This is a genomic window from Actinocorallia sp. A-T 12471 (assembly GCF_033875155.1).
GTDB lineage: Bacteria > Actinomycetota > Actinomycetes > Streptosporangiales > Streptosporangiaceae > Actinocorallia.
In genome coordinates, this window is record NZ_JAWZTE010000002.1 from 1 (window position 1) to 26,108 (window position 26,108).

Sequence of the window (26,108 nt, forward strand, 5' to 3'; positions counted from 1 at the left end):
CGTGGGGGGCCCGGCGCGGCCCCCCCCCCCCCCGGGGCCCCCCCCCCCAACCCCCCCGCCCCCCCCCCCCCCCGCCCCCCCCCCCCCCCCCCCCCCCCCCCCCCCCCCCCCGGGGGTCAGACCCCGCCGAAAGCCGCGTGCCGCCCGGCCGACCTGCCCAGCAGCACCGCGACGAGGATCGCGAGCCCGATCGAGCCGAACCCGACGACGCCGAGCGCGCCGCCCAGGTCGGTGGTCGCCGCGGCGAGCCCGCCGACGACGAGGGGCGAGAGGAACTCGCCGAGGAACAGCGCCGACGTCCACACGCCGGTGCCGCGCCCGCGCTGGGCGAACGGCAGGCCGTCCACCGCCCAGGTGAGCAGGGTCGGCAGCAGCAGTCCGGTCCCGAACCCCGTGATCACCGCGCCCAGGACGACGACGGGCACCGGCCCGGCCGCCCCCACCAGCAGCAGGCCGAGCCCGGCGAGCGCGAACTCGCCCGCGAGCAGCCGCCGCAGGCCGAGCCTCGTGGCCTTGGCGAACAGCCCCGCGCCGATCGCGGTGGCCAGCGACATCAGCGCGGTGACGCCGCCGATCGCGGCGCTGTCGGAGACGCCCGCGTCGTCGAGGACGTAGGAGAGCTGCACGATCAGCGTGTAGAAGACGAGGCCGCCGACGACGGTCACCAGCGCGGGCACGGCGACGCGCCGCGCGGGCACCTTCTCGGCGGGCTCGTGGACGGGCGTCGCGGGCTGCCACAGGAACCGCGCCATGGGGACGGCGACGAGCGCGGCCACGAGGTACAGCCAGAAGACGGTACGCCAGCCGCCCGCGCCCAGCGCGCCGCCGAGCGCGAAGAACACCGTCGCGGAAAGGGTCGTGACGAGCGTCTGCACGCCCAGGTAACGCACCCGCCGCCTGCCCGACCAGTAGTCGGCGATGAGCGTGGTGCAGCAGGTCATGATCGCCGCCTCACAGACGCCGACGAGGGCGCGGCTGGCGAGGATGGCGTGCAGGGAGTCGAGGTAGAGGGGCGCGGTGCCGAACAGCGAGTAGGCGACCATCGAGCCGAGCAGCAGGCGCCTGCGGTCGAACCTGTCGGCGATCGCGCCCGCGAAGGGCGCGCCGAGCGCGATGAACAGGGCGGGCAGGGTCAGCACGACGGGGACGAGGATCTCCGCGCCGGACACCGACGCGAACTCCTTCTCCATGCGCGGCAGGACCGGCGCGAGCAGGACCGCGCCGAGCACCGGCATGCAGCTGCCGACGAGCAGCAGCGCGAGCTGGACCGGCCCCGCCGCGCGGACGGGCGCCGAGGTGGGGTGGGACATGGGAGGGCCTCACAGAAACCGGGGATTGTGATGGCCATCACTGTGCGGGGCGCGCGGGGAATCCGGAAGACGGTGATTCTGTATAGCGCCCATCCACCTGACGGATACCCCGGGGCCCGACGAACGTCCCGTGATCGCCGGGAAAACGCCACTTCGTTCGCGATCGGGCGGCAGGGGAGACCTGACGGGAAGGCGCAGCCCGTAAGATGCTGTGATGCAAGTCTCAGCCACCCCCCGCAGGCTTGTCGTGGCAGCGCCCTCGGGACGATCTCCCGGGCGCTTTGACCCGGAAGGCTGGCGAGGATGAGGTTTCCGCTGTCCCGTCCGAGTATGAGCCTGTACGCGGCGCTCGCGACGCGCGGTCCGTCCCCGGACGCGCCCGACGCCTCGGGCGTCCGCGCGGTCTTCCTCGGCACGAGCACCCTGCTGGTGCGCGACTCCCGCACGACCCTGCTGATCGACGGGTTCTTCTCCCGGCCGCCGCTGTGGAAGCTCGCCACCCGCAAGATCGCCCCCGACGCCGCGACCATCGAGGCGTGCCTTGAGCGCGCGGGCGTCACCTCGCTCGACGCGGTCCTGTGCGCGCACGCCCACTACGACCACGCGCTCGACGCACCGGTCATCGCCCGCAAGTACGGCGCGCCGCTCGTCGGGTCGGATTCGGCGGTCAAGATCGGCGAGGGGTACGGGCTGCCCGACGACCTCATGATCGAGGCCAAGGACGGCGAGGTCTTCGCGTTCGGCGACTTCCGGGTGACGCCCGTGCACGCCCTGCACAGCCCGGGCGACATCGCCGAGGGACCCGTCACCGAGCCGCTCACTCCCCCGGCGAGGTACACCGAGTGGCGGTCCGGCCAGTGCTACACGTTCTTCCTGCGCCACCCGGCCGGATCACTGCTCGTCCACCCGAGCGCGAACCACATCCCGGGCAAGCTGTCGTCGTTCCACGCCGAGACCGCCTACCTCAGCATCGGCAGGCTCGGCGGCCAGTCCGAGGACGACCGCGAGTCCTACTGGCGGGAGACCGTCCTTGCCACCGGCGCGCGGACCGTCCTGCCGATCCACTGGGACGACTTCACGCTCCCGCTCGACCGGCCGCTGCGCGCGATGCCGTACTTCATGGACGACGTCATGCCCGCCCTCGACTTCCTCGAGCGCGCCTGCCGCCGCGACGGCGTCGCCCTCGTCCTGCCGACGGCATGGCAGGAGGTCGACCCCTTCGGCCGCTGGCGCTAGCCCGGCCCGCCAGCCGTGCCCGCTAGCCGAGCACGGCCTTGGCGGTCAGCTCGACCGAGCGCAGCCGGTCGGCCAGGACCGACGCCTGGTGGGTGACCATCACCTCGTCCGAGCGGGTCGAGGCGGCGAACTCCGCGAGCCAGTCGCGGACCTCCTCGGGCGTCCCGGCGGCGGTGTAACGGGTCATCGACGCCAGCGACCTGCCGTTGGGCGAGGCGAGGAACGCGTCGATCTGGTCGTCGCTGAGCTCACCCCCGCCGCCGCCCGGGCCGCGCGAGAGCATCGCGCGGGTGCGGGCCCGGTAGGCGACGGTCATCTGCTCGACGGCGCTGTCGTGGTCGTCGGCGGCGAACACGTTCGCGGCGGTGATCAGGTACGGCTCGGCGAGCTGCGCCGACGGCTTGAACGTGTCGCGGTACAGGCCGGTCGCCTCGTGCAGCGCGTCGGGCGCGAAGTGGCTGGCGAACGCGTACGGCAGGCCGAGCTGGGCGGCGAGCTGCGCGCCGAACAGGGAGGACCCGAGGATGTACAGCGGCACGGGGGCGTCGGCCAGCGGCACGGCCTGGACGCCGGGCACGAGCGACCGCCCGCTGAGGTAGCCCTGGAGCTCCTGGACGTCCTGCGGGAAGGTGTCGGCCGAGGTGTTGTCGCGGCGCAGCGCCCGCATGGTGCGCTGGTCGGTGCCGGGGGCGCGGCCGAGGCCGAGGTCGATGCGGCCGGGGAACAGCGTCTCCAGCGTGCCGAACTGTTCGGCGATCACCAGCGGCGAGTGGTTCGGCAGCATGACGCCGCCCGAACCGAGCCGGATCGTCTCGGTATGAGCGGCGACGTACCCGATGAGGACGCTCGTCGCGGTCGAGGCGATAGCAGCCATGTTGTGGTGCTCTGCGTACCAGACCCGCGTGTACCCGGTGCGCTCGGCGGTGCGGGCGAGTTCGACGCTCGCGGCGAAGCTCTCGCGGGGCGTCTGGCCCTTGGGCACTGGCGCGAGGTCCAGGATGGACAGTGCGGTCATGGGTTCCCTCTCCTTGAAGTCTCGCCGCCTACAGGTCGCGGTCGACCCGTTCGGCGAACGCCCGGATGCGGTCCTCGTCGCGCCGGTAGTACGTCCACTGGCCGCGCCTCGTCGCCACGACGAACCCGGCGCGCTGGAGCACCGCGAGATGCGCCGACATGGTCGAGGCCGAGGTCCCGGCCTTGCGTTGGAGCAGCCCGACGCAGACGCCGAGCTCGCCGGTGCCGTCGGCGGGGGGCGGGAAGTGCTCCCCCGGCGTCTTCAGCCATTCCAGGACGCGCAACCGTGTCTCGTTCGCCAGGGCCTTACACTCGTCGAGCACGGACACCTGCCCACTTCGGGATTTCGCTTATTCACGAAATCCTATGCGGTGTTCGGCGTGCCCGAACCGTCGGCGGCGCTCAGGTGACGGCGCACACGTGCGCGGCGAGCGCCTCGGCGGTGCGCTCGATGTGCGCGGCGAGCAGGGCCTTGGCCGGATCCGCCGCACGGGCGACGGCGAGGTCGGCGAGGTCGCGGTGCTCGGCGGCGATGTCGCGGGACGGGTCGGGCGCGAGGCGCATCGACCAGTGCCGGTAGAGGTCGGCGCGGTCGCGCAGGGACAGGGCGGCGGCGGTGAGGTGACGGCTGCCGCTGCCGTCGAGGAGCGCCAGGTGGAAGGTCTGGTGCGCCTCCTCGAACGCCTCGCTGAGATGGCCCTCGGCGGTCAGCGGCGGCGTGCGGGCGAGGGTGTGGTGCGCGGCCAGGACCCGTGACTCCCAGGCGACGTCGCCGCGCGCGATCGACTCGCCGAACGCGGCGGTCTCCACGAGGACGCGGGCGCGGGTGAGGTCGCGCAGCTCGGCCACCGAAAGGGCGGGTACGGCGAACCCGCGCTGCGGGCTCGCGTCAACGAGGCCCTGCCCGGCGAGCCTGGTCACGGCCTCGCGGACCACCGAAAGGCTCACCGCGTACTCGGCGGCCAGCTCCCCGGGACGCAGCCGCGCGCCGGGCGCGAGTTCCCCGCGCAGCAGCCTGGCGCGCAGGGCCCGGTAGACGCCCTCCGCGCGGGTCTCCTTGCCCTGTACCGCCGACATGTCCCGGAACCTACCATGCCGCAGATGATCGACGAAAACTAAAATAATCGATTTTCTCTTGCGCTGCCGATTCCTTGGGTGGAGACTTGTCCGTGTTCGTCCAGAGACGTTCACCAAGACGAGTGCAAGAAGGTGAGAGATCATGCGCTTCGGCAACCTCGACGGCCGGGCGGCAGTGTTCGCCGACGCGGGCGCGATCGACGTCGCGAAGGCCAGCGCCGGACGGTTCGGCCCCGACCCGCAGGACGTCTACGCGGTGTGGGACGAGTTCCGCGCCTGGGCCGAAGGGCTCACCGGCCCCTGGGAGTCCTACGACGAGGCGGCCCTCGGCGCGCCCGCTCCCAAGCCCGGCCAGGTCTTCGCGATCGGCCTGAACTACGCCAACCACGCCGCCGAGTCCGGGTTCACCGCCCCCGCCGAGCCCGCGGTGTTCACCAAGTTCCAGTCGAGCATCACCGGCCCGTACTCGACGGTCGAACTGCCGACCGAGACCGTGGACTACGAGGCCGAGATGGTCGTCGTCATCGGCCGTGCCGCGCACCGGGTGTCGGCCGCCGACGCCTGGGACCACATCGCCGGCGTGACGATCGGCCAGGACCTCTCCGAGCGGACCCTCCAGCTCGTCGGCCCGGCCCCGCAGTTCAGCCTCGGCAAGTCCTTCCCGGGCTTCGCGCCGACCGGCCCGTGGCTCGTCACGTCGGACGAGCTGCCGAACCGCGACGACCTCGCGCTCGGCTGCGCCGTCGGTGCGGAGACCCTCCAGGACGGACGCACCCGCGACCTGATCTTCACGGTGCCCGTCCTGATCGAGCGGCTTTCCGCCGTCACACCCCTTTCGCCGGGCGACCTGATCTTCACCGGCACCCCCGCGGGCGTCGGAATGGCCCGTACTCCCCAGCGCTTCCTGCGTCCCGGCGATACGCTCACCACCTGGGTCGAGGGCGTCGGCGAGCTGCGCACCCCCTTCACCGAGGGCGTCCCGCACAAGACGTCACGGTGATCTGAGCGGGGGCGCGGGCCCGTCCTCGACGTGCGGGCCCGCCGCCCCGCGAGGGGGCGGGGCGGCGGGCCGTGGTCCGGGCGGGCGAGCCCGGACCACGCTCACTCGAAGCGGGTCGTCGCGAGCCCGGTGCGCCCGGTCACCAGCGAGGCGGCGGCGGCCGTCGCGGCGGCGGTGAGCGCGAGCCCGACGCCGAGGGTCAGGAAGAACACCGGGTCGGGCGCGCCCATCGTGAGCCCCTCCTTCTTGCCGAGCCCTTCGAGGATCAGCCAGGCCACGCCGAACCCCGCGGCGGCCGACAACAGCACCACCGAGGCCAGCGGGACCGCGGTCTCGTAGGCGATCACCCGGCGCAGCACCTTCGGTGCCATCCCCATCAGGCGCATCAGCCCGAGGACGCGGCGGCGGTCGAGCATCGCGGCGGCCGTGGAGACGGCGAGGGAGACGCCCGCGATGAGGATCGCCACGAAGACCCCGAGATAGGCGAGCTTCGCGAGGTTCCCGATGGTCCCGCGCAGCCCTAGGTCGGCGAGGTCGGCCCGGCTGAGGGCGGGGCCTGCGGTGAGCCCCGAGGTGTCGAGCGCGGTCCTGGCGAGCTCCTGCCCGGTCTGGGTCCCGTCGGTCAGGGCGAAGGCCATGGCGGGGTCCAGGCCGCGCAGGCCGGGCGTCGGCTCGGTGGTCGCGGGCTCCTCCGGCGCGGCCTCGGTGAACGGCATCGGATTGAACCTGACGAACCGGGCGCCGTCGGGGACGGGGAGGCCGAGCGCGCGGGCGTCGGCGGCCGAGACCGCGACGAAGTCACGCTCGGGAGGCCCGTAGGCGACGACGAGCCGCTGCGCGCCCGACGCCGCCGCCCGCAGCGCCTCGGGCGTCGCCGCGCCGTCCGGTATGTACGCGAACACGCTGTTCAGCGGCGACAGTCCAGGCCCGGTGTCGGGGGTGGTGATCCGGTCGACCGAGCTCGCCGCGCCGGCGAAGACGCTCACCGTGAACACCGCGACGACCATGCCGCTGACCGACCGGAACGTCGCCGACGGCGTCGCCCTGACCCTGCCGCCCGCGATCACCCCCGCCGCGCCGCGCGCCCGCCGCTCGAGCAGGCGGCCCGCGCACAACGTAAGCCACGGGCCGACGATCGCGATTCCGGCCGTGGTGAGCCCGAATCCGCCGAGCAGCAGGGGCTGGATCGCCGAGTCGGGCAGCGCGTCGGTCCACAGCGTCGCCGCGGCCATGGCCGCGAGGCCGCCGACGAGCGGCAGCGCCCGCCAGGCCGTCGGGACGCGTTCGCGGCGCTGCCGGGTCGCGCCGAGCGGGCCGACTCCCGTGCGGTGGATGCGCCAGGCCGCCGCGCCCGCCGCGATCACGGCCACCGCGACGACGGTCAGCGCTGCGGTCACCGGGGACACCGCGAGGTCGGCGGCGTACAGGCGGCCGTCGCCGAGCGGGACGAGCGCGGCGACCGGCCGCAGCGCCCACGCGAGCAGCGTCCCGAGCACTCCCCCGGCGAGCGCGACCGCGCCCATCTCCCAGGCCGCGAGCCTGGCGAGCGCGCCCGGGGTCGCGCCGATCAGCCGGAGCGTCGCGAAGCTCTCGGCGCGGGCCGCCGCGCCGAGGCTCGTCGCGATCCCGACGAGCAGCAGCACCGGGAAGAACACCGCGATGCCGCCGATGAGCATGATGGTCCGGTAGGAACTGCTGCTTTGGGCCGCGTCCTCCTGCAGGTCGGTGATGACGTTCGCGGTGTCGAGGCGGGCGACGGCGTCGGGCTCGCTCCCCTTGACCACGACGAGCGCGTCCGGGCCGGACAGGACCGAGGGCGGGAGCGTCCCGGCGAAGACGCCGTACCTGTCGCCGAGTTCGGCGGGCGGGGTCTTCGCGACGAGGTCGGCGAACGCCTGGGAGGCGTAGTAGGCGCCGGGCTCGGGGAGCGCGCCGACGCCGGGAACCGTCGCCGTCGCGCCGGGGCCCGCCGCGATGTCGCGCCGGACGATCGCGTCCCCTTCGTGGTAGTCGGTGGTCAGCGCCCACAGCGACTCGCCTTGGGTGAGCGGCCTTGGGCCCTCCACCCCCCACGTGTACAGCCAGCCGGTCCGGTGCACGCGGTCGGCGAGGCCGTCGCCCGCGCCCCACAGCAGCAGGAACGCCGCGACGCCGAGGGCGACGCCCGCGCCGATGCCGAGGAGACGGCCGAGGGACGAGCGGCTGCCGAGGAGGGCGAGCCGCGCTGCGGAGAGGTTCACGCGACCATCCCGGAAGACGCCCCGATACGGCCGTCCCGCACGATGACCTCGCGGTCGGCGTGCGCGGCGGTGCGCGGGTCGTGGGTGATGAGCACGACCGTCGTGCCGTCCTCGCGGACGAGGTCGAGCATCGCGGTGAGCACGTGTTCTGCGGCAAGGGAGTCGAGGGAGCCCGTGGGCTCGTCGGCGAACAGCACCTTGGGCCTGGTGACCAGCGCGCGGGCGATCGCGACGCGCTGCGCCTGCCCGCCCGAGAGCTCCGTCGGGTACCTGCGCTCGGCCCCGGCGAGGTCGAGCCTGGCCAGCGCGGCGTGCGCGGCGGTGCGGGCGCGTCCCCTGGGGGTCCCGGCGAGCAGCAGCGGAAGCGCGACGTTGTCGGCGGCGGTCAGCTCCGGCAGCAGCTGACCGAACTGGAACACGAAGCCGAACTCGGCGAGCCTGAGCCTGCTGCGCGCTGCCTCGTCGAGCGCGGTGACGTCGCGGCCCGCGACGCGCACTGTCCCTTCGTCGGGCACGACGACCCCGGCCAGGCAGTGCAGCAGCGTCGACTTCCCCGATCCCGAAGGACCCATGACGGCGAGCACCTCGCCGCGCCGCACGTCGAGGTCGACGCCGCGCAGCGCCTCGGTCGGGCCGAAGGACTTGCGCAGCCCCCGGGCGGTGATGATGGCGTTCTCTGTCATCGCTGGGCGATCTCCTGTCGCAGGGCGTCGAGGCGGGCGGCGGCGAGGTCGATCCACCGCAGGTCGGCCTCGATGTGGAACAAGGCGTGGTCGTAGGCGAGCACGTCGAGCAGCGCGGCGTCGCGCCGCGCCTTGGTGAGGTCGCGCATCCGCGCGAGGTGGGCCGAGCGCTGCACGTCGAGGAGGCGCTGGGCGTCCTCGTCCACGAGCAGCGCGATCACCGTCTTGGCCATGAGGTCGCTGCGCGAGGCCGGCGACGGCGGCTCCGCGGTGAACATCCAGCCGAGCAGCATCTCCCGGCCGATCGGCGTGACCATGTACTTCTTGCGGTCGGGGGCCTCGCCCGTCGCCTCCTCGCCCACGTAGGCGATGAGGCCGTCGCGCAGCATCCGCGCGAGCACCGCGTACACCTGGCCGAACGCCAGCGGCTTCTCGCCGCCGAAGAACCTGTCGAACGTGTGCTTCAGGTCGTATCCGTGGCTCGGCCCCTGGCTCAGCAACCCGAGCAGGGTCTTCCCGTTGTCCATGGTCGAGCACTATACGCACGATGTATAGCCAGGCAGATCCCTCTGTAGGGCGATGCGCGATCACCCGCGAGTGCGATGCGGGGGTCAGCCGGGGGTGAGCGCCATGAGCGGCGCGAGCGCCAGGACCGTCCAGGCGAACGCCCTGCGCACGCGGTCGGGCGGCAGGCGGCGGGACAGCCGTCCGGTGCCGAGCGAGGCGGTGAGCGCGACGGCGGCGAAGGCCGCGACCAGCGGGAGGTCGAGGTGGGCGCCCGGGTGCGTCGCGAGCGCGGCCGTGGCGTTGACGATGATCACCACGAGCGAGGTCGCGGCGGCCTCCGGCGCGGTCAGCCCGAGCAGCAGGGTCAGCGACGGGACGATCGCGAAGCCGCCGCCGACGCCGAACATGCCGGTGAGCGCGCCGGTGCCCGCGCCCGCCGACAGCGCCTTGGGCAGGCAGCGGCGCGGGTCGGGACGGCCCGCCGAGGTGCGGCACGCGCCGCCGACGGGCGCGGCGGCGCGCAGCATCCGCACCGCGACGACCGCCATGAGCAGCGCGAACACCGGCATCAGCACACGTTCCGGCAGCGCGCCGCCCAGCCGCGCGCCCGCGAACGCGGCGGGCACGCCGCCGACCGCGAACACCGCCGCGACGGGCCAGCGGACCAGGCCCGAGCGCAGCCGTGGCGCGAGCGCGCCCGCCGCCGACAGCAGCACCACGACGAGCGCCGTCGGGATCGCGACCGCGACGGGCTGCCCGGCGAGCAGCACGAGCACCGGGACGGCGAGGATCGACCCGCCCGCGCCGAGCAGCCCGAGGGTGACGCCCACGGCCGCCGCGCCGAGCAGGGCGAGCGCGAGGCTCACCGGTTGAAGGGCAGCAGCGCGAGCGCCCGCCCCATCAGACACGTGTCGGTCGCGCCCGCGACGGCAAGCCCCACCCCGACGGCGGCGGCGACGGCGAGCGCGGGCTGCCACACCAGGCTCGCCGCCGCCGAGACCGCGACGAGCGACCCGGCGGTGAACCTGACCTGGCGCTCAAGGCTCCACGGCGTCCTCCGCCCTGCCGTGGGGCGCTCGACGGGGTTCCCGGACGACGCCCACGCCTCGACGCCGCCGTCGAGCACGTCGCCCGGCACCAGCCGCGCCGCCTGCCGCGCCCGCGCGCCGGAACGGCACACCAGCACCACGGGCCGGCCCGCCGCGTGCCGCGCGACGGCGTCGAGCGCGCCGGGCAGGGCGTCGAGCGGCACGTTGACCGAACCGGGGATGCGCACGGCGGCGAACTCGGCGGGGCCGCGCACGTCGAGCAGCAGCACCTGCGCGCCGAGCGCGCGAACTCCTGCGGGGTCGACAATTCTCATGAGAACACTTCCTTTCGGGTGGGCCCGCTCGTGGCATGCCTTGGCGGCCCCGTCCGGAGGGGTCCGCCGCCGGTCGGGCCGGGGGGTCGGGTCAGGCGAGGTCGGGGGCCGCCGCGTCGTTCAGGACAAGCGGGGTGAAACCGGCGCGGACCAGGAGGGTCGCGGCGATCGCGGCGCGGCGGCCCGAGCCGCACGCGACGAGCACGGGCCGCGCCGGATCGAGGTCGGCGGGGACCCCCTCGGTGACGAGGTCGGCGACGAACCGCTCGACCGCGCCGGGCAGCGGCGCGTCGGCGCGCTCCTGCGGCATCCGCACGTCGAGGACCTGGGTGCCGGGGACGAGCGGCGCGGCCTCGTCAAGGTCGAGGAGGGTGAACCGTTTGACGGCATGGCCGCCGAGGTCGTGGACGACGCCGCGCACGTCGTCAAAACCGACCCTTGCCAGCTGAACGCGGGCTTCCGCGACGTCCTGGCCAGGCTCGGCGACGAGCACGACCGGCGCGCCGAACGGCAGCAGCCAGCCGGTCCACGAGCCGAAGTCGTCGGCGAGGGAGACGCCCAGCGAGCCGGGCAGGAAGCCTTCCGCCTGGCGCTGTCGTGGCCGCATGTCGACCAGGTACGCGTCGGGAAGGTCGAGCGCTTGCGCGGCCGTCAGCTCCGGCAGGGCGGCGCTGGGCGGCTCCTGCACGCCGCGCACGTTGCCGGGTCCCATCGCGGCGTAGAAGGCGGGGATCGGGGGCCGCACCGCGAGCAGCCGGTCGGCGAACGCCTCGGCGTCGGGCAGCGCGAGCAGCGGGTTGCCGTCGCGTTCCGCGCCGATGGTCGAGGTGTGCCTTCCGCCGCCGCTGACCGTGCAGAAGGAGCCCTCGCCGTGCGTCGGGTACAGGGCGACCTCGCGCGGCAGCCCGGCGAGCCGGTGCACCGACCCGTGCTGGAGGCGGGCGAGCGTGCGGGCGCGCTCCGGCCCGAGCAGGTCGGTGCGCCCCGCCGAGGAGACCAGCAGACTGCCGCCCGAGAACACCGCGACGGGTTCGCCGTCGACCAGCACCACGTAGCTGGTGTGCTCGGGGGTGTGGCCCGGCGTGTGCACCGGCCTGACGACGAGCCCGCCCGGCCCTTGCAGATCCTCAAGGTGGAACGCCGGGGTGTGCCGGTAGGCGGGCGCGGCCCCCGCGGGCATGACGAGTTCCGCCCCGGTCCGCGCGGCGGCGATCCCCCCGCCCGACAGGTAGTCGTTGTGCAGGTGCGTCTCCAGGACGTACCTGACGTCGAGGCCGCGCTCGTCGGCGGCGTCGAGGAACCTGTCGACGTCGCGCTGCGGGTCGACGAGGATCGCGTGCCCGTCGTGCGCGAGCAGGTAGGACTGGTCGCCCAGGCCCGGCGTGCGGAAGCCGATAATCTCCATGGATACCCCCCGGGGTATGCGTGTGACAAAAAAGGGGGCCCGCTAGAACGGGCCCGGGATGGCGCTACGCGAGGGCCAGGAACAGTTTCTCCAGGTCGGCGACCTCCATGGGCGGTTCCTCGCCGCGCGCCTCGGCGGCCTGGCAGTGCCGCAGCCCCGTCGCGACGATCTTGAATCCGGCCCGGTCGAGCGCCTTGGACACGGCGGCGAGCTGGGTGAGGACCTTCACGCAGTCCTCGCCCTCCTCCATCATCGCGATCACCGCGCCGAGCTGCCCGCGCGCCCTGCGCAACCGGGTGACGGCGTCGCCGACGAGCTCCTGGTTCATCTGCATAAGTCCGAAAGATACCCCCGGGGGTACTAGATGCCAAATGCCGTTAAGTGTCGGACTTGGCCGCGCTTTGGACCGTTGTGATGTAGATCATGCCGAAGAACGCGCCTGTCAGAGATTGCTAACCGATCGGACAGTTATCGTGATCCTCATCGCCCGTTCCCCGTCAGGGACCGCGGGAAGGCTTCCGGACGCGGCGCAGCGGACCGCGCGCTACCGCACGCGGGCCCCCCGCCACCGCACCAAGACGCAAGCAACGCACTTGAGACGAAGTCACACTGAAACGCACTGAGAGAGGTTCTTCGGGGTGGCAGCTTCCCTCTACCGGCTCGGCCGGTTCTGCTTTCACCGGCGCGGCCGGGTCCTCGCCGTCTGGCTCCTCCTGCTCGCGGTACTCGGCGGCGCCGCCGCGCTGTTCCACGGGCCCACGTCCAACGCGTTCACCATGCCCGGCACCGAGTCGTACCGGGCGATGGACACCCTCGAGCGGGAGTTCCCGCAGGCCGGGGGCGGCACCGGCACCATCGTCGTGGCCTCCGCCGACGACGCGCCGCTGACGCCTAAGAAGGTCGCGCCGCTCGTCGCCGAGGCGGCCAAGGTGCCCGGCGTCATGGCCGCGCTCGACCCGTTCCAGGTCCAGGCCGTCTCGCAGGACGGCAGGTACGCGCTCATCAACGTCCAGTTCGAGACGACCGCGCAGGAGGTGACGGCCGCGCAGCGCGAGGCGTTCACCGCCGTCGGCGAAGCCGCCGAGGGCCTGCGGGTCGAGTACGGCGGCGAGGTGATGGGCTCGGAGATGGCCGAGATGGGGTCGACCGAGATCATCGGCGTCGCCGTCGCGGCGGTGGTCCTGCTCGTCACGTTCGGCTCGCTCGTCGCGGCGGGCATGACGCTCGCCAACGCGCTCGTCGGCGTCGCCGCGGGCATGGCCGGGCTGTTCGCGCTCAGCGGGCTCGTGGAGCTGAACAGCACGGTTCCGGTGCTCGCGCTCATGCTGGGCCTCGCCGTCGGCATCGACTACTCACTGTTCATCACCTCGCGCTACCGGCAGTACCTCGCCGAGGGGGTCGAGCCGCGCGAAGCCGCCGGACGCGCCACCGGAACCGCGGGCTCGGCCGTGGTGTTCGCGGGCGTCACCGTCGTCATCGCGCTCGCGGGGCTGTCCGTCGTGGGCATTCCGTTCCTCACCGCGATGGGCCTGGCCGCGGCCGGGACCGTCGCGCTCGCCGTCGTCGTCGCGCTGACGCTGCTGCCCGCCGTCCTCGGGTTCGCCGGGCCGCGCGTGCTGCACCGCCGCGACCGCAAGGGCTCGGCCAAGGAGCCCAAGGAGGGCTTCGGGTTCCGCTGGGGCCGCCTCGTCACGAGGTTCCGGGTGCCGGTCCTGCTCGTCGGCGTGCTCGCGCTCGGCGGGCTCGCCGTGCCCGTCATGGACATGCGCCTCGCCCTGCCGGACGCGAGTACCGCCGCCGAGGGCACCCACGCCCGCGACGCGTACGACCTCACCTCCGAGGGCTTCGGTCCCGGCTTCAACGGACGGCTCGTCGCGGTCCTGACCGCCGACGACAAGGCCGCCGCCGCGTCGGCCGCCGAGGAGGCCACGCGGCTCATCCAGGGCGTCGACGGCGTCCTTGCGGTCGCGCCCGCCCAGTTCAACGCCGACGGGACCGCCGCGCTCCTCGCCGTCATCCCGAAGGCGGGCCCGACGGACGCGACCACCGAGGACGCCGTGCACGCGATCCGCGCGAAGGTCGCCGACATCACCGGCGCGGACGTCGCGCTGACGGGCGTCACCGCCATCGGCATCGACGTCTCGCAGAAGCTGTCCGACGCGCTGCCGGTCTACCTGCTGCTCGTGGTCGGCCTGTCGCTGCTGCTGCTCATGCTGGTGTTCCGCTCGATCCTCGTGCCGCTGAAGGCGACCCTCGGCTTCCTGCTGACGGTCGGCTCGACGTTCGGGATCACCGTCGCGGTCTTCCAGCAGGGCCACCTCGCCTCGCTCATCGGCGTGGACACCCCGGGGCCGCTGGTCAGCTTCCTGCCGATCCTGCTCATCGGCATCCTGTTCGGCCTCGCCATGGACTACGAGGTGTTCCTCGTCTCGCGGATGCGCGAGGACTACGTGCACGGCGACACGCCGCGCCAGGCGACGGTCAACGGGCTCGGCCACAACGCCCGCGTCGTCACCGCGGCGGCGCTCATCATGATGTCGGTGTTCGGCGGGTTCGTACTGATCCCCGACCCGATCATCAAGTCGATCGGGTTCGCGCTCGCCGTCGGCGTCTTCATCGACGCGTTCGTCGTCAGGATGACCCTTGTCCCGGCCGTCATGTCGCTGCTGGGCAAGGCCGCGTGGTGGCTGCCGAAGGCCGTCGACAAGGCGCTGCCGGACCTCGACGTCGAAGGCGCGCGCCTGCCTTCGACCGACGTCCCCGCCGCCGAGGCGCGGACCCCGGTCGGCGTCGGCTGACCCGACCTCCTGTGCGGCCCCGGAAGCCCCGGCTTCCGGGGCCGCGCGCGTCTTCACGCGGGCCGCGCGCGGCCTTAGGGTGCGGGCGTGAAAGATCGAGCGACGCCCGTGCCGGTCCCGCTGCTCGCGGGCCGCAGGATCTGCCAGATCGGCATACTCGTGCCCGACCTCGACGCGGCGATCACCGCCTACTCCGGCATCTGTCCGAGTGACTCCTGGCGCCGCCTCGAACCGGACGGACCCCTGCCCGGCACCTCCTACCTGGGCGAACCCGGCACTTTCACCGCTCGGCTGGCCTTCGGCGGGGCCGACCCCGAGATCGAACTGATCCAGTCGCTGACCGGCCCAAGCGTCTACAGCACCTGGCTCGAGACCCGCGGCTACGGCGTCCACCACCTCGCCGTCTTCGTCGACTCCCTGGAAGACGAAACCGACCGCATGACCCGCGCCGGCTTCCCCCTGGTCCAGTCCCTCACAGGCTTCGGCCCACACCGCGACGGCGGCTACGCCTTCTACGACACGGTCGCCGCCCTCGGCCACTACACCGAGGCCCTCCGCCCCGCCACCCGCTGACCTCCCGCCACAAACCCCCGAAAAGTAGTGTAACCACCACCCAAAGTGACGATAGGTACATCAACGGCCTCCCCGCAGGCCACGGGGGAGGCCGATCAGCGCCCTCCCCGCCAACTGCGAGGAGGCCGTGCCTCCCCCGCACACCGCGAGGAAGGCGGTCAGCGGCCTTCCACGCGCTGCATGGGGGTCCTCTTCCTCGCGCGAGGAAGGTGGTCAGCGGCCTTCCACGCGCTGCGTGGGGGGTCCTCTTCCTCTCGCGAGGAAGGTGGTCAGCGGCCTTCCGCGCGCTGCGTGGGGGGCTCTTCCTCGCACCGCGAGGAAGGTGGTCAGTGGCCTTCCGCGCGCTGCGTGGGGGCCCTCTGCCTCGCAGTCCCGAAGGGACTGCGAGGTGGGGTTCGGGTGAAGGGGATCGGGCGTGATCGACGGTGGGGCGCGTACGCGGCTGCCCGCGGTGGCACGGCGCGAGCGCTACGGGACCTGGAAGGGGTCGGTCCTGGTGTTCGGGTTCGTCTGCCTTTGGGAGGGGTTCTGGCTCGGCTGGGACGCCCTCGTGCCGGGCCGCGAGGAGGTCGCCGCGGGCCAGCGGGTGAAGGTGTCGCAGTCGGTGTCGTTCACGCCCGCGCACGCCTGGTCGCTGTCGCGCGACCGCACCACCCCGGGCACCCAGGCGACGGTGACGCGCCGGTCGAGCGCGTTCACCGTGCGGCTGTCGCCCTGGACCGAAAGGCTCGACGCCAAGATCGCCCAGGAGCGCCGCATCCTGAAGAAGACCTCACGCGCCCGCGTGTTCGGCGGCGACCAGTCGTTCCAGACCGGCGGCGGCCTGTCCGGCGTCAGGTTCTACTACTCGGGCGTGCGCGGCGAGGGCCTGGTGTGGATGGGCTGGGAGCCGTCGGCCAGGACCGTCGTCACCGTGCGCGCCGGGAGCCCGCACGGCACGCTCCAGCGCCACCTTCCGGACTTCCGGCAGATGGTGGACAGCGTCCGGATCGGCGCGACGACATGACCGCGCTGCCCGGCCCGGCCAAGGACGACATGCCGCTCGGCGTCGACGGGTTCTTCCAGCCGCGCCGCGCCGCCTTCTGGCTTCTGCTGTTCTTCCTCGTCATCGGCGGGTTCTCCACCCTGGCGAAGATCCATCTCAGCTACGAGATCGTGCCGACCGCCGTGCTCGTCGGCGCGGTCGTCTGGACGCTGTACACGGTCCCGTTCGTGTGGTTCCTGCGCTCGCTCGACGTGTTCGAGCAGCACTCGCCGCTCGGCTTCGCGCTCGCGTTCGCCTGGGGCGGGCTCGGCGCGGTCCATCTCGTCATCCCGGTGAACGGCGCGGTGGAGTCGCTCGCGGCGAAGCTCGGCGGCCCGGAGTTCGCCGCCGCCTGGGGTCCCGCGCTCGCCGCGCCCACCAACGAGGAGCTGTTCAAGTACCTCGGGGTCGTCATGCTCATCATGATCGCGCGCGGCCAGTTCCCGACAGTCCTGTCGGTGGTCGTCACCGGCGCGACGGTCGGGCTGGGCTTCCAGGTGATGGAGGACCTCGTCTACACGGCCAACACCGCGATCCAGTTCCCCAGCACCAACCAGGTCGCGCCGGTCATCGTGATGCTCATCGTGCGCGGCCTGCTCGGCGGGCTGTGGAGCCACGCGCTGTACACCTCGATCGCCTGCTTCGGGCTCGGCTATCTCGTCGCGCGGCCGGACCGGCCGCTGGGGCGGCGGGTCGCGGTCGCCGTCGTGTTCTTCGCGCTGGCCTGGTCGGCGCACTTCTTCTGGGACTCGCCGCTGCTGCGCGGCCTCGGCGGCGGCGTCGTGGTGCTCGCGCTCGTCAAGGGCGTGCCGGTGCTCGTCGTCGGCTACGCCGTCTGGCACCTCGCCGGGCGCGAGGAGGGCCACCGGGTCCGCGCGATCACCGAGTCCTACCTCGACAAGACGCTCGTCGCGCCCGAGGAGATCGGCACGCTCGCCTCGTTCCGGGAGCGCCGCAGGGCGCGCAAGACCATGCGCTTCCGGCACGGCCGCTCGGCGGCCCGCTCGCTGCGCCGCCTCCAGCGCGCCCAGCTGAACCTGCTGCGGGTCTGCGGGCAGAGCGGCCCAGGACCGCAGGCTTGGCGAGCCGCCCAAGAGGTCCGCGCACTACGCGACGACCTCACCAACCGCACCAACGGCTTACCTGACCCCCCTCAGCGCGCGGGCGAGTCCACACCCTCAAGGGGCGCACCTAGACCTGGCGCGGGCCGTCCCGCGCGCGGGCGAGTCCTCGCGTTCGACGTCCGCACCCGGACCCGGCGCGGACCGCCCCTAGCGCGCGGGGGAGTCGACGCGTTGGCCGTTGGCGGCGAAGAAGAGGGCGCGGTCGAGGTCGACGGCGAGGTGGACCGGGGCGCCGCGGACCATGTCGCGCGCGACGCCCGCGCGGAACAGCAGGTCGGTGCGGCGGCGCTGCCCGGCCTTGCGCGGCTCCTCGACGGGCTCGGGCGGGCGGCGGCGCAGCAGGTTGCGCCACGGCCGCTCCTCCCGCTCGGAGGCCACGACGGGCTTGGGCCGCGCGCCGACCGCGTCGACGTCGACGCCGGGGATGTTCACCTCGGCGAACGCCATCCACTCGTGCCCGTGGAACTCCGCAGAGCGCAGCCGCGCGGTGAGGACGGGCCCGCCGGTCGGCTCGGTGACCGGCGTCAACGACTCGGCCCGCAGCCCGACGATGATCGGCCTGCCGTGGTGCGGCACGAACGCCTGCGCGCGCGGGTCGCTCCACGGCATGGTGAGCTGCTGGTCGCCGAGCGAGATCACGATGCCCTCCTCGCGCACCGCCCACGCGGTGCCGCCGAGCAGGTTGAGCTGCGGGCTCGACAGGAACGCCGCGACGAACACCGTCGCGGGGTCGTCGTAGACCTGCTGCGGGGTGCCGACGTCCTGCAGGACGCCGTCGCGCATGACGCCGATCCGGTCGGCGAGGGTCAGCGCCTCGATCTGGTCGTGCGTGACGTACACGGTCGTCGCGCCGAGGGACCGGACCAGGCCGCCGATCTCCATCCGCAGCTCGGTGCGCAGCCCCGCGTCGAGGCTCGACAGCGGCTCGTCCATGAGGAACACGCTCGGCTCGCGGACCATCGCCCTGCCCATCGCGACGCGCTGGCGCTGCCCGCCGGAAAGGGTCGCGGGCTTGCGGCCGAGCAGGCCGTCGAGGCCGAGCGCGCGGGCCATCTCCGTCACCTTCTCCGAGGACTCCTCGGGGTCCTCCTTGGCCAGGCGCAGCGGGAAGTTGATGTTCTCGCGCACCGAGAGGTGCGGGTACAGCGCGCCGCTCTGGAAGATCATCGCCACGTCGCGGTCGCGCGGCTCGAGGTCGTTGGCGTGCCTGCCGTCGAGCCACAGGTCGCCGCTGGTGATCTCCTCGAGGCCCGCGATCATCCGCAGCACCGTCGACTTGCCGCACCCGGACGGCCCGAGCAGCACGAACACCTCGCCGTCGCGGATGCGCAACCGCATCCCGTCCACCACCCGCTGCCCGTTCCCGAAGGACTTGCTGACGCCGTCGAGCACGATCTCGGCCATCACAACCCACCTAGCACCAGTGTTACCGAAGTCACAACCTAGGGCTCCCGCCGACAAAAGAAAAGATGCTGAATTCCGCTTGTACACGCGGGTTTCGTACATTTCACGACACATCGCCCGAACATGAGAGACATTCGGCTCTGCCTGCCCTAAACTCGCGTGCCCGTGGGCTCGCGCGCGCCGGGCTCACCGGACGGAACTGCCCGGCAAGGACGGCGCTGCGGCGCGGATGCGGAGAGCGGTATGAGCGAGCCGACGATGACGGTCGCGGCGGTCGGCGTGCACGTCCTCGACACCCACGTCGTCGGGATCACCGGCATCCCCGAGCGCTCCGACGGCCAGCTCGTGGACACCATCCGGTTCTCCGCCGCAGGTACCGCGGGCGGCACCGCACTCGTGCTGGCCAGGCTCGGCGCACGCGTCACATCGTTCGGCGCGGTCGGCGCTGACCCGATAGCGACGACCCTGCTGTCGCTCCTGGAGAGCGAGGGCGTCGACACCTCCGGACTCGTGCGCAAGGACGGGCTCCAGACGTCGGCGTCGGTCCTGCCCGTCCGGCCGAACGGCGACCGGCCCGCCTGGCACTGCATCGGCGCGAACGGCGCGTTCACCCTCGCCGACCTCGACCTCGCCGCGCTCGCCGGAATCGGCCACCTCCATCTGGGCGGCCCGGAGTTCCTCGGCGGCCCGGCGGCGGGGGAACTGCTCGCCCACGCCCGCTCCCTCGGCGCGACCACGTCGGTCGACGTGCTCGCCCCCGGCGACCCCGACATGCTCGCCTGGATCGGCGACGCGCTCCCGCACACCGACTACCTGCTGCCCAACGACGAGCAGGTCCTGGGCTTCACCGGCGCGCCCGACCTCGCCTCGGGAGCGCGCGCGCTGCTTGAGCGCGGCGTCGGGTGCGTCGCGGTGACCCAGGGCGCGAAGGGCGCGCTCGTCGCCTCGGAGGACGGGGTCTTCGAGGTGCCCGCGCTGCCGATCCCGTCGGACGAGCTCGTGGACACCACGGGCTGCGGCGACGCCTTCTCCGCAGGGTTCCTGCGCGCGCTCTCCCTCGGCCGCGACCTCGAGGCCGCCGCCCGCTTCGGCTGCGCGACCGCGTCACTCGTCGCGCGCGGCCTCGGCACCGACGCGGGGACCTACGACCTCAGCACCGTGCTGTCTTTGACGGACTGACCCTCACGGCGTGACGATCGGGAAGTTCGGATCGGGCTCGTCGAACAGGCCGACGAGGTCGCGCAGCACCCCAGGGTCGCCGGTCATCCCGATCTCCTCGACGCCCTCACCGGCGAGCAGCGCGAACAGCTTCGGCCGCGTCAGCGTCAGGGTGAGGTCCGCTCCCCCCTGCACCCCTCCCCTACGCGCCCGGTGCACCAGGACCCCGTTGGACAGCGTCATCCGGTACGCCTCACCGGTGTCGGTGAAGTCCCAGTCGATGGTCAGCGCCGAGTTCCACGCCTTGGGCCCGTTGATCCTGATGGCGAGCGAGTCGAACACCTGCGGCACGGAAAGCCCCTCGGCCATGCCGCCCGCGATGTCGTTCGGCGCGGGCCGCACGCCCTCGCGCAGCTCCATCGCGCCGGTCAGGTAGAAGTTGCGCCACGTGCCGTTCTCCGCGCCCTCACCGAGCCGCTGGTACACGTCGGCCAGCGCGCGCTTGGCTTCGGCGTTGGACGGGTCGGCGAAGACGACGTGGTTCAGCAGCGTCACCGCGAAGCGCGGATCGTCGGCCCCTGCGTAGTCGCGGGCCAGCGCGAGCACCTTCGACGAGCCGCCCATGCACTCCACGTACCGCCGCGCCTGCTCGCGCGGCGGGTGCTCCCACAGGTGGGCCGGGTTCCCGTCGAACCATCCCATGTACCGGTGGTAGATCGCCTTGACGTTGTGCGAGACCGAGCCGTAGTAGCCGCGCGCGGCCCAGGAGTTCTCCAGCGCGGGGGGCAGCTCGATCATCTCGGCGATCTCCGCGCCCGTGTACCCCTGGTTGGTGAGGCGCAGCGTCTGGTCGTGCAGGTACCCGTAGAGGTCGCGCTGGCCGGTGAGGAACGCGGAGATCTCCTGCGCGCCCCACGTCGGCCAGTGGTGCGAGGCGAAGGCGACGTCGCTGGAGGCCGCGAAGAGCTCGTTGGCCTCGTCGAGGTACCTTGCCCACACGCGGGCGTCGCGGACGAGCGCGCCGCGCAGGGTCTGCACGTTGTGCAGGTTGTGCGTGGCGTTCTCGGCGAGGCACAGCGCGCGGTGGTCGGGGAAGTGGAAGTTCATCTCCGCCGGGGCCTCGGTGCCCGGCGTGAGCTGGAACGAGATCCTGACGCCGTCCACCATCTCGACCTGGCCGGTGTGGGTGATGTCCCGGTTCGGCGGGATCAGGCTGATCCGTCCCGACGACGCGGTCTGGCCGAGCCCCGTGCCGATCATGCCGTCCGGGGCCTTCGGCAGCAGGATGCCCGTGTGGTAGACGCCGCGTCTGCCCATCGCGGCGCCCGCGTAGACGTTCTCGGCGACGGCGTGTTCAAGGAACCCGGCCGGCGCGAGGATCGGGACCCGGTCGGGGTTCCCCTCGGGGATGACGCCCTCGGCCCCGCCGAAGTGGTCGACGTGCGAGTGCGTGTAGATGAGGCAGGTGACCGGCCGGTCCCCCCGGTGCTCTCGGTAGAGCGCGAGCGCGGCGGCCGCGGTCTCGACCGACACCAGCGGGTCGATGACGACGACGCCGCGCTCACCCTCGACGAGTGTCATGTTCGACAGGTCGAGCCCGCGCACCTGGTAGATGCCGTCAGTGACCTCGTACAGGCCCTGTCTGGCGCACAGCTGCGACTGCCGCCACAGCGACGGGTTCGCCGTGTCCGGCGGCGGCCCGTCGAGGAACGCGAAGACGTCGCTGTCCCACACCACGCGGCCTTCGGCGTCGCGGACGACGCCGGGGGTCAGCGCGGCGATCAGGCCGCGGTCGGCGTTGGCGAAGTCGGCGCGGTCGGCGAACGGCAGAACACCCATACTCCGTCAGATCGCCGATCTCCGGCCCGGACAAAGCCCGCGAAAAGCAAAATTCGCCCGCGTCTCCCCGAGGCTGGGACGGGGATCGCCCTCCCCGGCCGCGCCGCCGGGGAGGGCTCGCCCGGCCGCGTGGTTCAGCGGTCGGGACGGAAGGGGAGGACCCGGACGACGTCGCTCGCGCCGCGCAGCCGTTTGGGCAGCTCGCCCGGCTGGCCCGTGGGCTCGGCCGCGTCACGCGCGGGCGGCGACAGCGTGACCGCGCCGGACTCCAGCAGGTCCGCGACGCCGCGCATCGTCACAAAAAGGCCCTTGCCCAGGGCGAACGCGAGGTCGCGTACCGTGCGCCTGCCGTTGACCGCGGCGAGGACCGGGTCGGCGGCGTGCGCGTCGGAAGCGCGCGCCGGGATCGCGGCGGGGGTCAGCCCGAGCGGCTGCCACTCGGCGGCCTCGGTGAGGCGGCGCAGCGTCTCGCCGACGATGTCGTCGCCGGTGAGGCCGGGGCTGAGGAACAGCAGCCCGCCGGTCGCGGCGGCGTCGAGCGGTTCGGCGGCGCAGGTGTGCACGCCGCGCAGCGCGAGCGCGAAGACCGCGTCGGCGAGCGCGGTCGCGGCGAGGATCTGCACGCCGGCCGAGCCGACCGCGCCCCGCGCGACGAGCGCCTCGGCCAGGCGGCCGTGCGGCGCGCCCTCGGCGAACGCGGCGGTCCAGTCGGCGTCGCTGACGCGGCCCGAGCGCAGCAGCAGCGACTCGGGGCCGGGCGCGGCGGGGGTCGCCGCCGCCACCACGCGCCCCTCGCGCAGCACGACGACGCCCGAGGCGGGCCCCTCCGCCCGCAGGACGCCGGTGAAGCCGTCCTTGGCACGCCGGTCGATGCCGGACAGCAGCACGCCCGTGGGCCTGCCGCGCGCGGCGTCGGGGGTCTCGCTCATCGCCTCACGGTTCCAGGAGCTCGGTAAGGCGCTGGACGGTCGGGCGGGAGCCGACGTGCAGCCGCGCCACGTCGAGGCCCTCGTCCCCGAGCACGACCATGAGGGCCTTGCGGCCGACGGCGTAGACGACGATGTGCCCGGTCGCGCAGCGCACGACGACCTCGCGCAGCTCGCCCATGCCGACCTCGTGGCCCGTGCTCTTGCCGAGGCCGAGGGTGGTCGCGGCGAGCGCGGCGAGGACGTCGGGGCGCGCCTCGTCGGTGTCGGCGACGATCAGCATGCCGTCCACGGACGCGACCGCGGTCTCGGTGACGCCGGGGACGTCGGCGCGCAGCGCGGTGAGCTCGCCGAGCACCGCCGGCTTGTCGACCTGCCTGGGCGGCCTGGGCTCGGTCACTGTCTTGTCGCTCACGACCGCGCTCAGACGGCGAGCTCGCGGGCGATCTTGCGCAGGGTGAGGCGGGCGAGCGCGAGGTTCGCCTTCTCCCGCTCCAGCGCGACGTACAGGAACAGCCTGTCCTCGCCCCGGTCGATGACGCGGATGATGTGGTACTGGGTGTCGAGGGAGATGAGGATGTCCTCGATGGAGTCCTCGATCTGGAGCGCCTTGAACGCCTTGACCTGGGTGCGGACGATGTCGGTGGTGACGGCGGAGGCGACGTCGAGGTCGAAGTCGCCGGTCACCTTGATGCCCAGCGGCATGCCGCTCTCGTAGTCGACGAGCGAGGCGCCCGCGGCTCCGTCGAGGGCCATGACCTCCTTGAGTGCCGTTTCGATGGACTGGCTCATGGCTGCTCCCTGCTGAAAGAACACGCGAAAGTGACCGCCCGGTAGCTACCTGGCGGTAACAAAGATCCGCTGGATGCCCGGATAGTAACGCAATCAGGAAATTGTTCAAAATTGAAGGAGTTTGTGAGAAGAATTCATCTCTTACGGGTCAGATGTGCGATATCGGAGTTGCACTCGACGCCGGAAAAGCCCGCACGAGCTGGGCCGATGGGCTTCCACGACCCGAGGGGACGACAGCCTGGGACGTCGTGGGGCCGTCAACGGGCGACGTCGCGGCGTCCGCATTAGTTGATCGTTGACGGGCCGGTTACTGGTGTCGGACGCCCCCACAAATGGCCGCGAAAACGGTCACGGAAAGGAACCGGCGAAGGCAGTTCCGACGCGCAGAGTCACGGACTCTTGCCCCGGAACGTGCCATGCGCGGAGCCGGAGCCGGGTAACGGACCTGCGTGGCTGTGAGAGACGTCTACATCGACGCGCCCCGCGAAAGCGTCTGGCGCACCCTCGCCGACGGCATGACCTACGCCGAGTGGGTCGTCGGCACGCGCGAGGTGCGCTCGGTCGACCCCGCCTGGCCCGACGTCGGCGCGGAACTGCACTTCACCGTCGGGTTCGGCCCGCTCGCGCTGCACGACCGCACGGTCGTACGGGTGTGCCGCCCCTTCGAGCGCCTTGAGCTGGAGATCAGCGCGGGCCTGCTCGGCACGGTCCGGGCCGCGATCCAGCTGATCGAGTGGGGCAAGGGCACCGTCGTCGTCCTCGACGAGCACCCCTTGCGCGGCGTCAGCGCCGGCCTGCACGGCCCGCCCACCGAACTGATCCTGCACCTGCGCAACCGCCTCGTCCTGCGCAAGCTCACCGAGGTCGTCCACCGCGCCGACGAGGCACGCAAAACCGGTCTCACCCCCCGCTGACCCTCAGACCTCAGGGCCGGAGAGCAGGCGTTGGAGGGCGGTGAGGGTGGGGCCGATGACGTGTCGAGCCAGGGGGGTCTGGGCGTGCAGGGCGGCGCGGGCGGCGTTGTAGCCGCAGCCGCCGTGGACGCCGCCGCCCGGGTGGGCGGAGGCCGACGCCAGGTACAGGCGGCGGATGGGCGTCTCGGGGCGGCCCGAGCCGGGGACCGGACGGAAGAACAGCTGCTGGTGGACGGCGGCGGTGCCGCCGTTGGTCGCGCCGCCGTCGAGGTTGGCGTCGAGGCCGTGCAGGGCGTCCGGGGTGAGGATTCGGCGGCCGACGACGCGTGAACCGAACCCGGGCGCGTACTTCTCGATCCTGCCCTGGAGCCGGTCGGCCATCTTCTCGGCGTCGGCCGCGTCCCAGGAGCCGGTGATCCCTGCGCCGCCCGCGTCGGCGACGACGGAGCGCGGCACGTGCGTGTACGCCCACACCGACTCGGTGCCGGGCGGCGACCTGTCGGGGTCGGCGGTCGTCATCTGGCCGACCAGCGCGAACGGGCGGTCGGGCACCCTGCGCGCGGCGAGCTGGGCGCTGTAGCGGGTGAGGTCGTCGACCCCGTCGGCGATGTGGACGGTCGCGGCGCGCGACGCGCCGGGCGACGTCCACGGCACCGGGTCCGACAGCGCCCAGTCGACCTTGAACGTCGCGTGGTCCCACTGGAAGCGGCGCAGGTCGTCGCGCAGCCGCGTCGGCAGGTGCTCCCACCCGACGAGCCCGCCGTAAAGGACGGGCGCGGACACCGCCGCGAGCACCGCACGCGACGCGCGCACCGCGTCCCCGTCGGCGGTGCGGACGCCGAGGGCGCGCCCGTCACGCACGACGACCTCGGTGACCCTCGCCCCGTACCTGATCGTCCCCCCGACGGCTTCGAGCCGCCGCACGAGCGCCGCGGTGAGCTCGCCCGCTCCCCCGCGCGGGACGGGCCAGCCGTGCCGCTGGCCGAGCATCGCCATCAGCCAGCCGAACGCCCCGGACACCGCCGCCTCGGGGAACAGGTCGGTGTGCAGGGCCGATCCGGCGAGCAGCAGCGGCCCGCCGGGGCCGGTGAACTCCTCCTCGCCGAGCCTGCGCACCGGCAGCGTGAGGAACCGCAGCGCGCGCAGCCCGCCCGCGGCCCGCAGCCGCAGCGCGAGCGACGCCCCCGACTTCAGGGGCGGGAACGGGGTCATGAGCGCGCCGAGGAGGTCGTCGCCGATCTCCTCCCACAGGCCCCACAGCCGCAGCCACGCGTCGCCGTCGCCTGGCCCGAAGGACTCAAGGCCCCTCGCCGTCCGCTCCGGGTCCTCCTCGAGGACCGCGCACCTGCCGTCAGGCAGGGGGTGGGCGAGCACGGCGGGAGAGCGCCGCCATTCGAGGCCGTAGCGTTCGAGGTCGAGTGAGCCGAGGGCGGGCGAGGCTACCCCGAGCGGGTAGAACGCGCTGCACATGTCGCTCACGTAGTCCGGGTGCGCGCCCCGGTCGCTGCGCACCGCGCCGCCCGGCGATTCCGCCGCCTCAAGGACCACCACGTCCCAGCCCGCCGACGCCAGCACGTTCGCCGCGACGAGCCCGTTGGGCCCCGCGCCCACCACCACCGCGTCGGCCATGGCCCGCCTCCCCCGATGCCGGGCCTCCCCCGATCCCCCCGAGGCCCCTTATCAGCGCCTACCCGCCCCGGGACGGCTCACGCCGAACGGGG

General features: G+C 73.2%; 24 protein-coding genes and 1 pseudogene. 8 read left to right on the plus strand and 17 right to left on the minus strand.

Annotated elements, in window-relative coordinates; translation table 11 throughout:
• Window positions 1-116: 116 nt before the first annotated feature.
• Window positions 117-1,310 (minus strand): MFS transporter, encoded by a 1,194-nt coding sequence (locus tag R9X44_RS05105; protein ID WP_319812799.1) that lies wholly within the window; start codon window positions 1,308-1,310, stop codon window positions 117-119.
• Between the two features lie 330 nt (window positions 1,311-1,640).
• Between R9X44_RS05105 and R9X44_RS05110 the strand changes: the two genes are divergently transcribed.
• Window positions 1,641-2,546 (plus strand): MBL fold metallo-hydrolase, encoded by a 906-nt coding sequence (locus tag R9X44_RS05110; RefSeq protein ID WP_319812800.1) that lies wholly within the window; start codon window positions 1,641-1,643, stop codon window positions 2,544-2,546.
• Between the two features lie 22 nt (window positions 2,547-2,568).
• Here the strand turns inward: R9X44_RS05110 and R9X44_RS05115 are convergent, their stop codons facing one another.
• From R9X44_RS05115 to R9X44_RS05125, 3 genes are all read right to left on the minus strand, one after another.
• Entirely contained in the window at window positions 2,569-3,561 is a 993-nt protein-coding gene (locus tag R9X44_RS05115; protein ID WP_319812801.1) for an LLM class flavin-dependent oxidoreductase, read from the minus strand.
• Between the two features lie 28 nt (window positions 3,562-3,589).
• Window positions 3,590-3,889: a metalloregulator ArsR/SmtB family transcription factor gene (locus tag R9X44_RS05120; protein WP_319812802.1), complete on the minus strand. Its 300-nt coding sequence runs from the start codon at window positions 3,887-3,889 to the stop codon at window positions 3,590-3,592.
• 73 nt (window positions 3,890-3,962) lie between these two features.
• Window positions 3,963-4,637 carry a GntR family transcriptional regulator gene (locus tag R9X44_RS05125; protein ID WP_319812803.1) on the minus strand — a complete coding sequence of 225 codons (675 nt, stop codon included), beginning with the start codon at window positions 4,635-4,637 and terminating at the stop codon, window positions 3,963-3,965.
• Window positions 4,638-4,779: 142 nt separating this feature from the next.
• Between R9X44_RS05125 and R9X44_RS05130 the strand changes: the two genes are divergently transcribed.
• On the plus strand, window positions 4,780-5,637 hold the full coding sequence (locus R9X44_RS05130) for a fumarylacetoacetate hydrolase family protein (protein WP_319812804.1): 858 nt from the start codon (window positions 4,780-4,782) through the stop codon (window positions 5,635-5,637).
• Window positions 5,638-5,738: 101 nt separating this feature from the next.
• On the opposite strand, the gene R9X44_RS05135 is transcribed toward R9X44_RS05130, so the two are convergent.
• The 7 genes from R9X44_RS05135 to R9X44_RS05165 all read right to left on the minus strand — a co-directional run bounded on the left by R9X44_RS05135 (window position 5,739) and on the right by R9X44_RS05165 (window position 12,169).
• Complete coding sequence (locus R9X44_RS05135; RefSeq protein WP_319812805.1) at window positions 5,739-7,877, minus strand: FtsX-like permease family protein; 2,139 nt, start codon at window positions 7,875-7,877, stop codon at window positions 5,739-5,741.
• Window positions 7,874-8,560 carry an ABC transporter ATP-binding protein gene (locus tag R9X44_RS05140; RefSeq protein WP_319812806.1) on the minus strand — a complete coding sequence of 229 codons (687 nt, stop codon included), beginning with the start codon at window positions 8,558-8,560 and terminating at the stop codon, window positions 7,874-7,876. Before R9X44_RS05140 ends, R9X44_RS05135 begins: the two co-directional genes overlap by 4 nt.
• Window positions 8,557-9,087: a PadR family transcriptional regulator gene (locus R9X44_RS05145; protein WP_319812807.1), complete on the minus strand. Its 531-nt coding sequence runs from the start codon at window positions 9,085-9,087 to the stop codon at window positions 8,557-8,559. The genes R9X44_RS05140 and R9X44_RS05145 overlap by 4 nt, the downstream gene beginning before the upstream one ends.
• 84 nt (window positions 9,088-9,171) lie before the next feature.
• Window positions 9,172-9,933: a sulfite exporter TauE/SafE family protein gene (locus tag R9X44_RS05150; RefSeq protein ID WP_319812808.1), complete on the minus strand. Its 762-nt coding sequence runs from the start codon at window positions 9,931-9,933 to the stop codon at window positions 9,172-9,174.
• Window positions 9,930-10,430: a rhodanese-like domain-containing protein gene (locus R9X44_RS05155; protein WP_319812809.1), complete on the minus strand. Its 501-nt coding sequence runs from the start codon at window positions 10,428-10,430 to the stop codon at window positions 9,930-9,932. Before R9X44_RS05155 ends, R9X44_RS05150 begins: the two co-directional genes overlap by 4 nt.
• Before the next feature lie 91 nt (window positions 10,431-10,521).
• Entirely contained in the window at window positions 10,522-11,835 is a 1,314-nt protein-coding gene (locus R9X44_RS05160; RefSeq protein ID WP_319812810.1) for an MBL fold metallo-hydrolase, read from the minus strand.
• Between the two features lie 64 nt (window positions 11,836-11,899).
• Entirely contained in the window at window positions 11,900-12,169 is a 270-nt protein-coding gene (locus R9X44_RS05165) for a metal-sensitive transcriptional regulator (RefSeq protein ID WP_319812811.1), read from the minus strand.
• Between the two features lie 304 nt (window positions 12,170-12,473).
• On the opposite strand from R9X44_RS05165, the gene R9X44_RS05170 reads away from it, so the two are divergent.
• The 4 genes and pseudogenes from R9X44_RS05170 to R9X44_RS35700 all read left to right on the plus strand — a co-directional run.
• Window positions 12,474-14,633 (plus strand): MMPL family transporter, encoded by a 2,160-nt coding sequence (locus R9X44_RS05170; RefSeq protein WP_319812812.1) that lies wholly within the window; start codon window positions 12,474-12,476, stop codon window positions 14,631-14,633.
• Window positions 14,634-14,720: 87 nt separating this feature from the next.
• Window positions 14,721-15,206 (plus strand): VOC family protein, encoded by a 486-nt coding sequence (locus R9X44_RS05175; RefSeq protein ID WP_319812813.1) that lies wholly within the window; start codon window positions 14,721-14,723, stop codon window positions 15,204-15,206.
• Window positions 15,207-15,621: 415 nt separating this feature from the next.
• Window positions 15,622-16,212, plus strand: a complete 591-nt coding sequence (locus R9X44_RS05180) for a hypothetical protein (RefSeq protein ID WP_319812814.1) — start codon at window positions 15,622-15,624, stop codon at window positions 16,210-16,212.
• Window positions 16,213-16,241: 29 nt separating this feature from the next.
• A pseudogene (locus R9X44_RS35700) lies at window positions 16,242-16,991 on the plus strand (PrsW family intramembrane metalloprotease); the annotation flags it as partial.
• 510 nt (window positions 16,992-17,501) lie between these two features.
• Here the strand turns inward: R9X44_RS35700 and R9X44_RS05195 are convergent.
• On the minus strand, window positions 17,502-18,758 hold the full coding sequence (locus R9X44_RS05195; RefSeq protein ID WP_319812817.1) for an ABC transporter ATP-binding protein: 1,257 nt from the start codon (window positions 18,756-18,758) through the stop codon (window positions 17,502-17,504).
• 243 nt (window positions 18,759-19,001) lie between these two features.
• On the opposite strand from R9X44_RS05195, the gene R9X44_RS05200 reads away from it, so the two are divergent.
• Window positions 19,002-19,937 carry a sugar kinase gene (locus R9X44_RS05200; protein ID WP_319812818.1) on the plus strand — a complete coding sequence of 312 codons (936 nt, stop codon included), beginning with the start codon at window positions 19,002-19,004 and terminating at the stop codon, window positions 19,935-19,937.
• A 3-nt stretch (window positions 19,938-19,940) separates the two neighbouring features.
• On the opposite strand, the gene R9X44_RS05205 is transcribed toward R9X44_RS05200, so the two are convergent.
• The 4 genes from R9X44_RS05205 to R9X44_RS05220 form a co-directional block, all read right to left on the minus strand.
• Window positions 19,941-21,755, minus strand: coding sequence for an alkyl/aryl-sulfatase (locus R9X44_RS05205; protein WP_319812819.1), 1,815 nt, complete (start codon window positions 21,753-21,755; stop codon window positions 19,941-19,943).
• 134 nt (window positions 21,756-21,889) lie between these two features.
• On the minus strand, window positions 21,890-22,684 hold the full coding sequence (locus R9X44_RS05210; RefSeq protein ID WP_319812820.1) for a hypothetical protein: 795 nt from the start codon (window positions 22,682-22,684) through the stop codon (window positions 21,890-21,892).
• A gap of 4 nt (window positions 22,685-22,688) precedes the next feature.
• Complete coding sequence (locus tag R9X44_RS05215) at window positions 22,689-23,096, minus strand: roadblock/LC7 domain-containing protein (RefSeq protein ID WP_319812821.1); 408 nt, start codon at window positions 23,094-23,096, stop codon at window positions 22,689-22,691.
• Between the two features lie 8 nt (window positions 23,097-23,104).
• Window positions 23,105-23,473: a hypothetical protein gene (locus R9X44_RS05220; RefSeq protein ID WP_319812822.1), complete on the minus strand. Its 369-nt coding sequence runs from the start codon at window positions 23,471-23,473 to the stop codon at window positions 23,105-23,107.
• Window positions 23,474-23,922: 449 nt separating this feature from the next.
• Between R9X44_RS05220 and R9X44_RS05225 the strand changes: the two genes are divergently transcribed.
• Window positions 23,923-24,387: an SRPBCC family protein gene (locus R9X44_RS05225; protein WP_319812823.1), complete on the plus strand. Its 465-nt coding sequence runs from the start codon at window positions 23,923-23,925 to the stop codon at window positions 24,385-24,387.
• A gap of 3 nt (window positions 24,388-24,390) precedes the next feature.
• On the opposite strand, the gene R9X44_RS05230 is transcribed toward R9X44_RS05225, so the two are convergent.
• Window positions 24,391-26,016: an NAD(P)/FAD-dependent oxidoreductase gene (locus R9X44_RS05230; RefSeq protein WP_319812824.1), complete on the minus strand. Its 1,626-nt coding sequence runs from the start codon at window positions 26,014-26,016 to the stop codon at window positions 24,391-24,393.
• Window positions 26,017-26,108 lie beyond the last annotated feature (92 nt).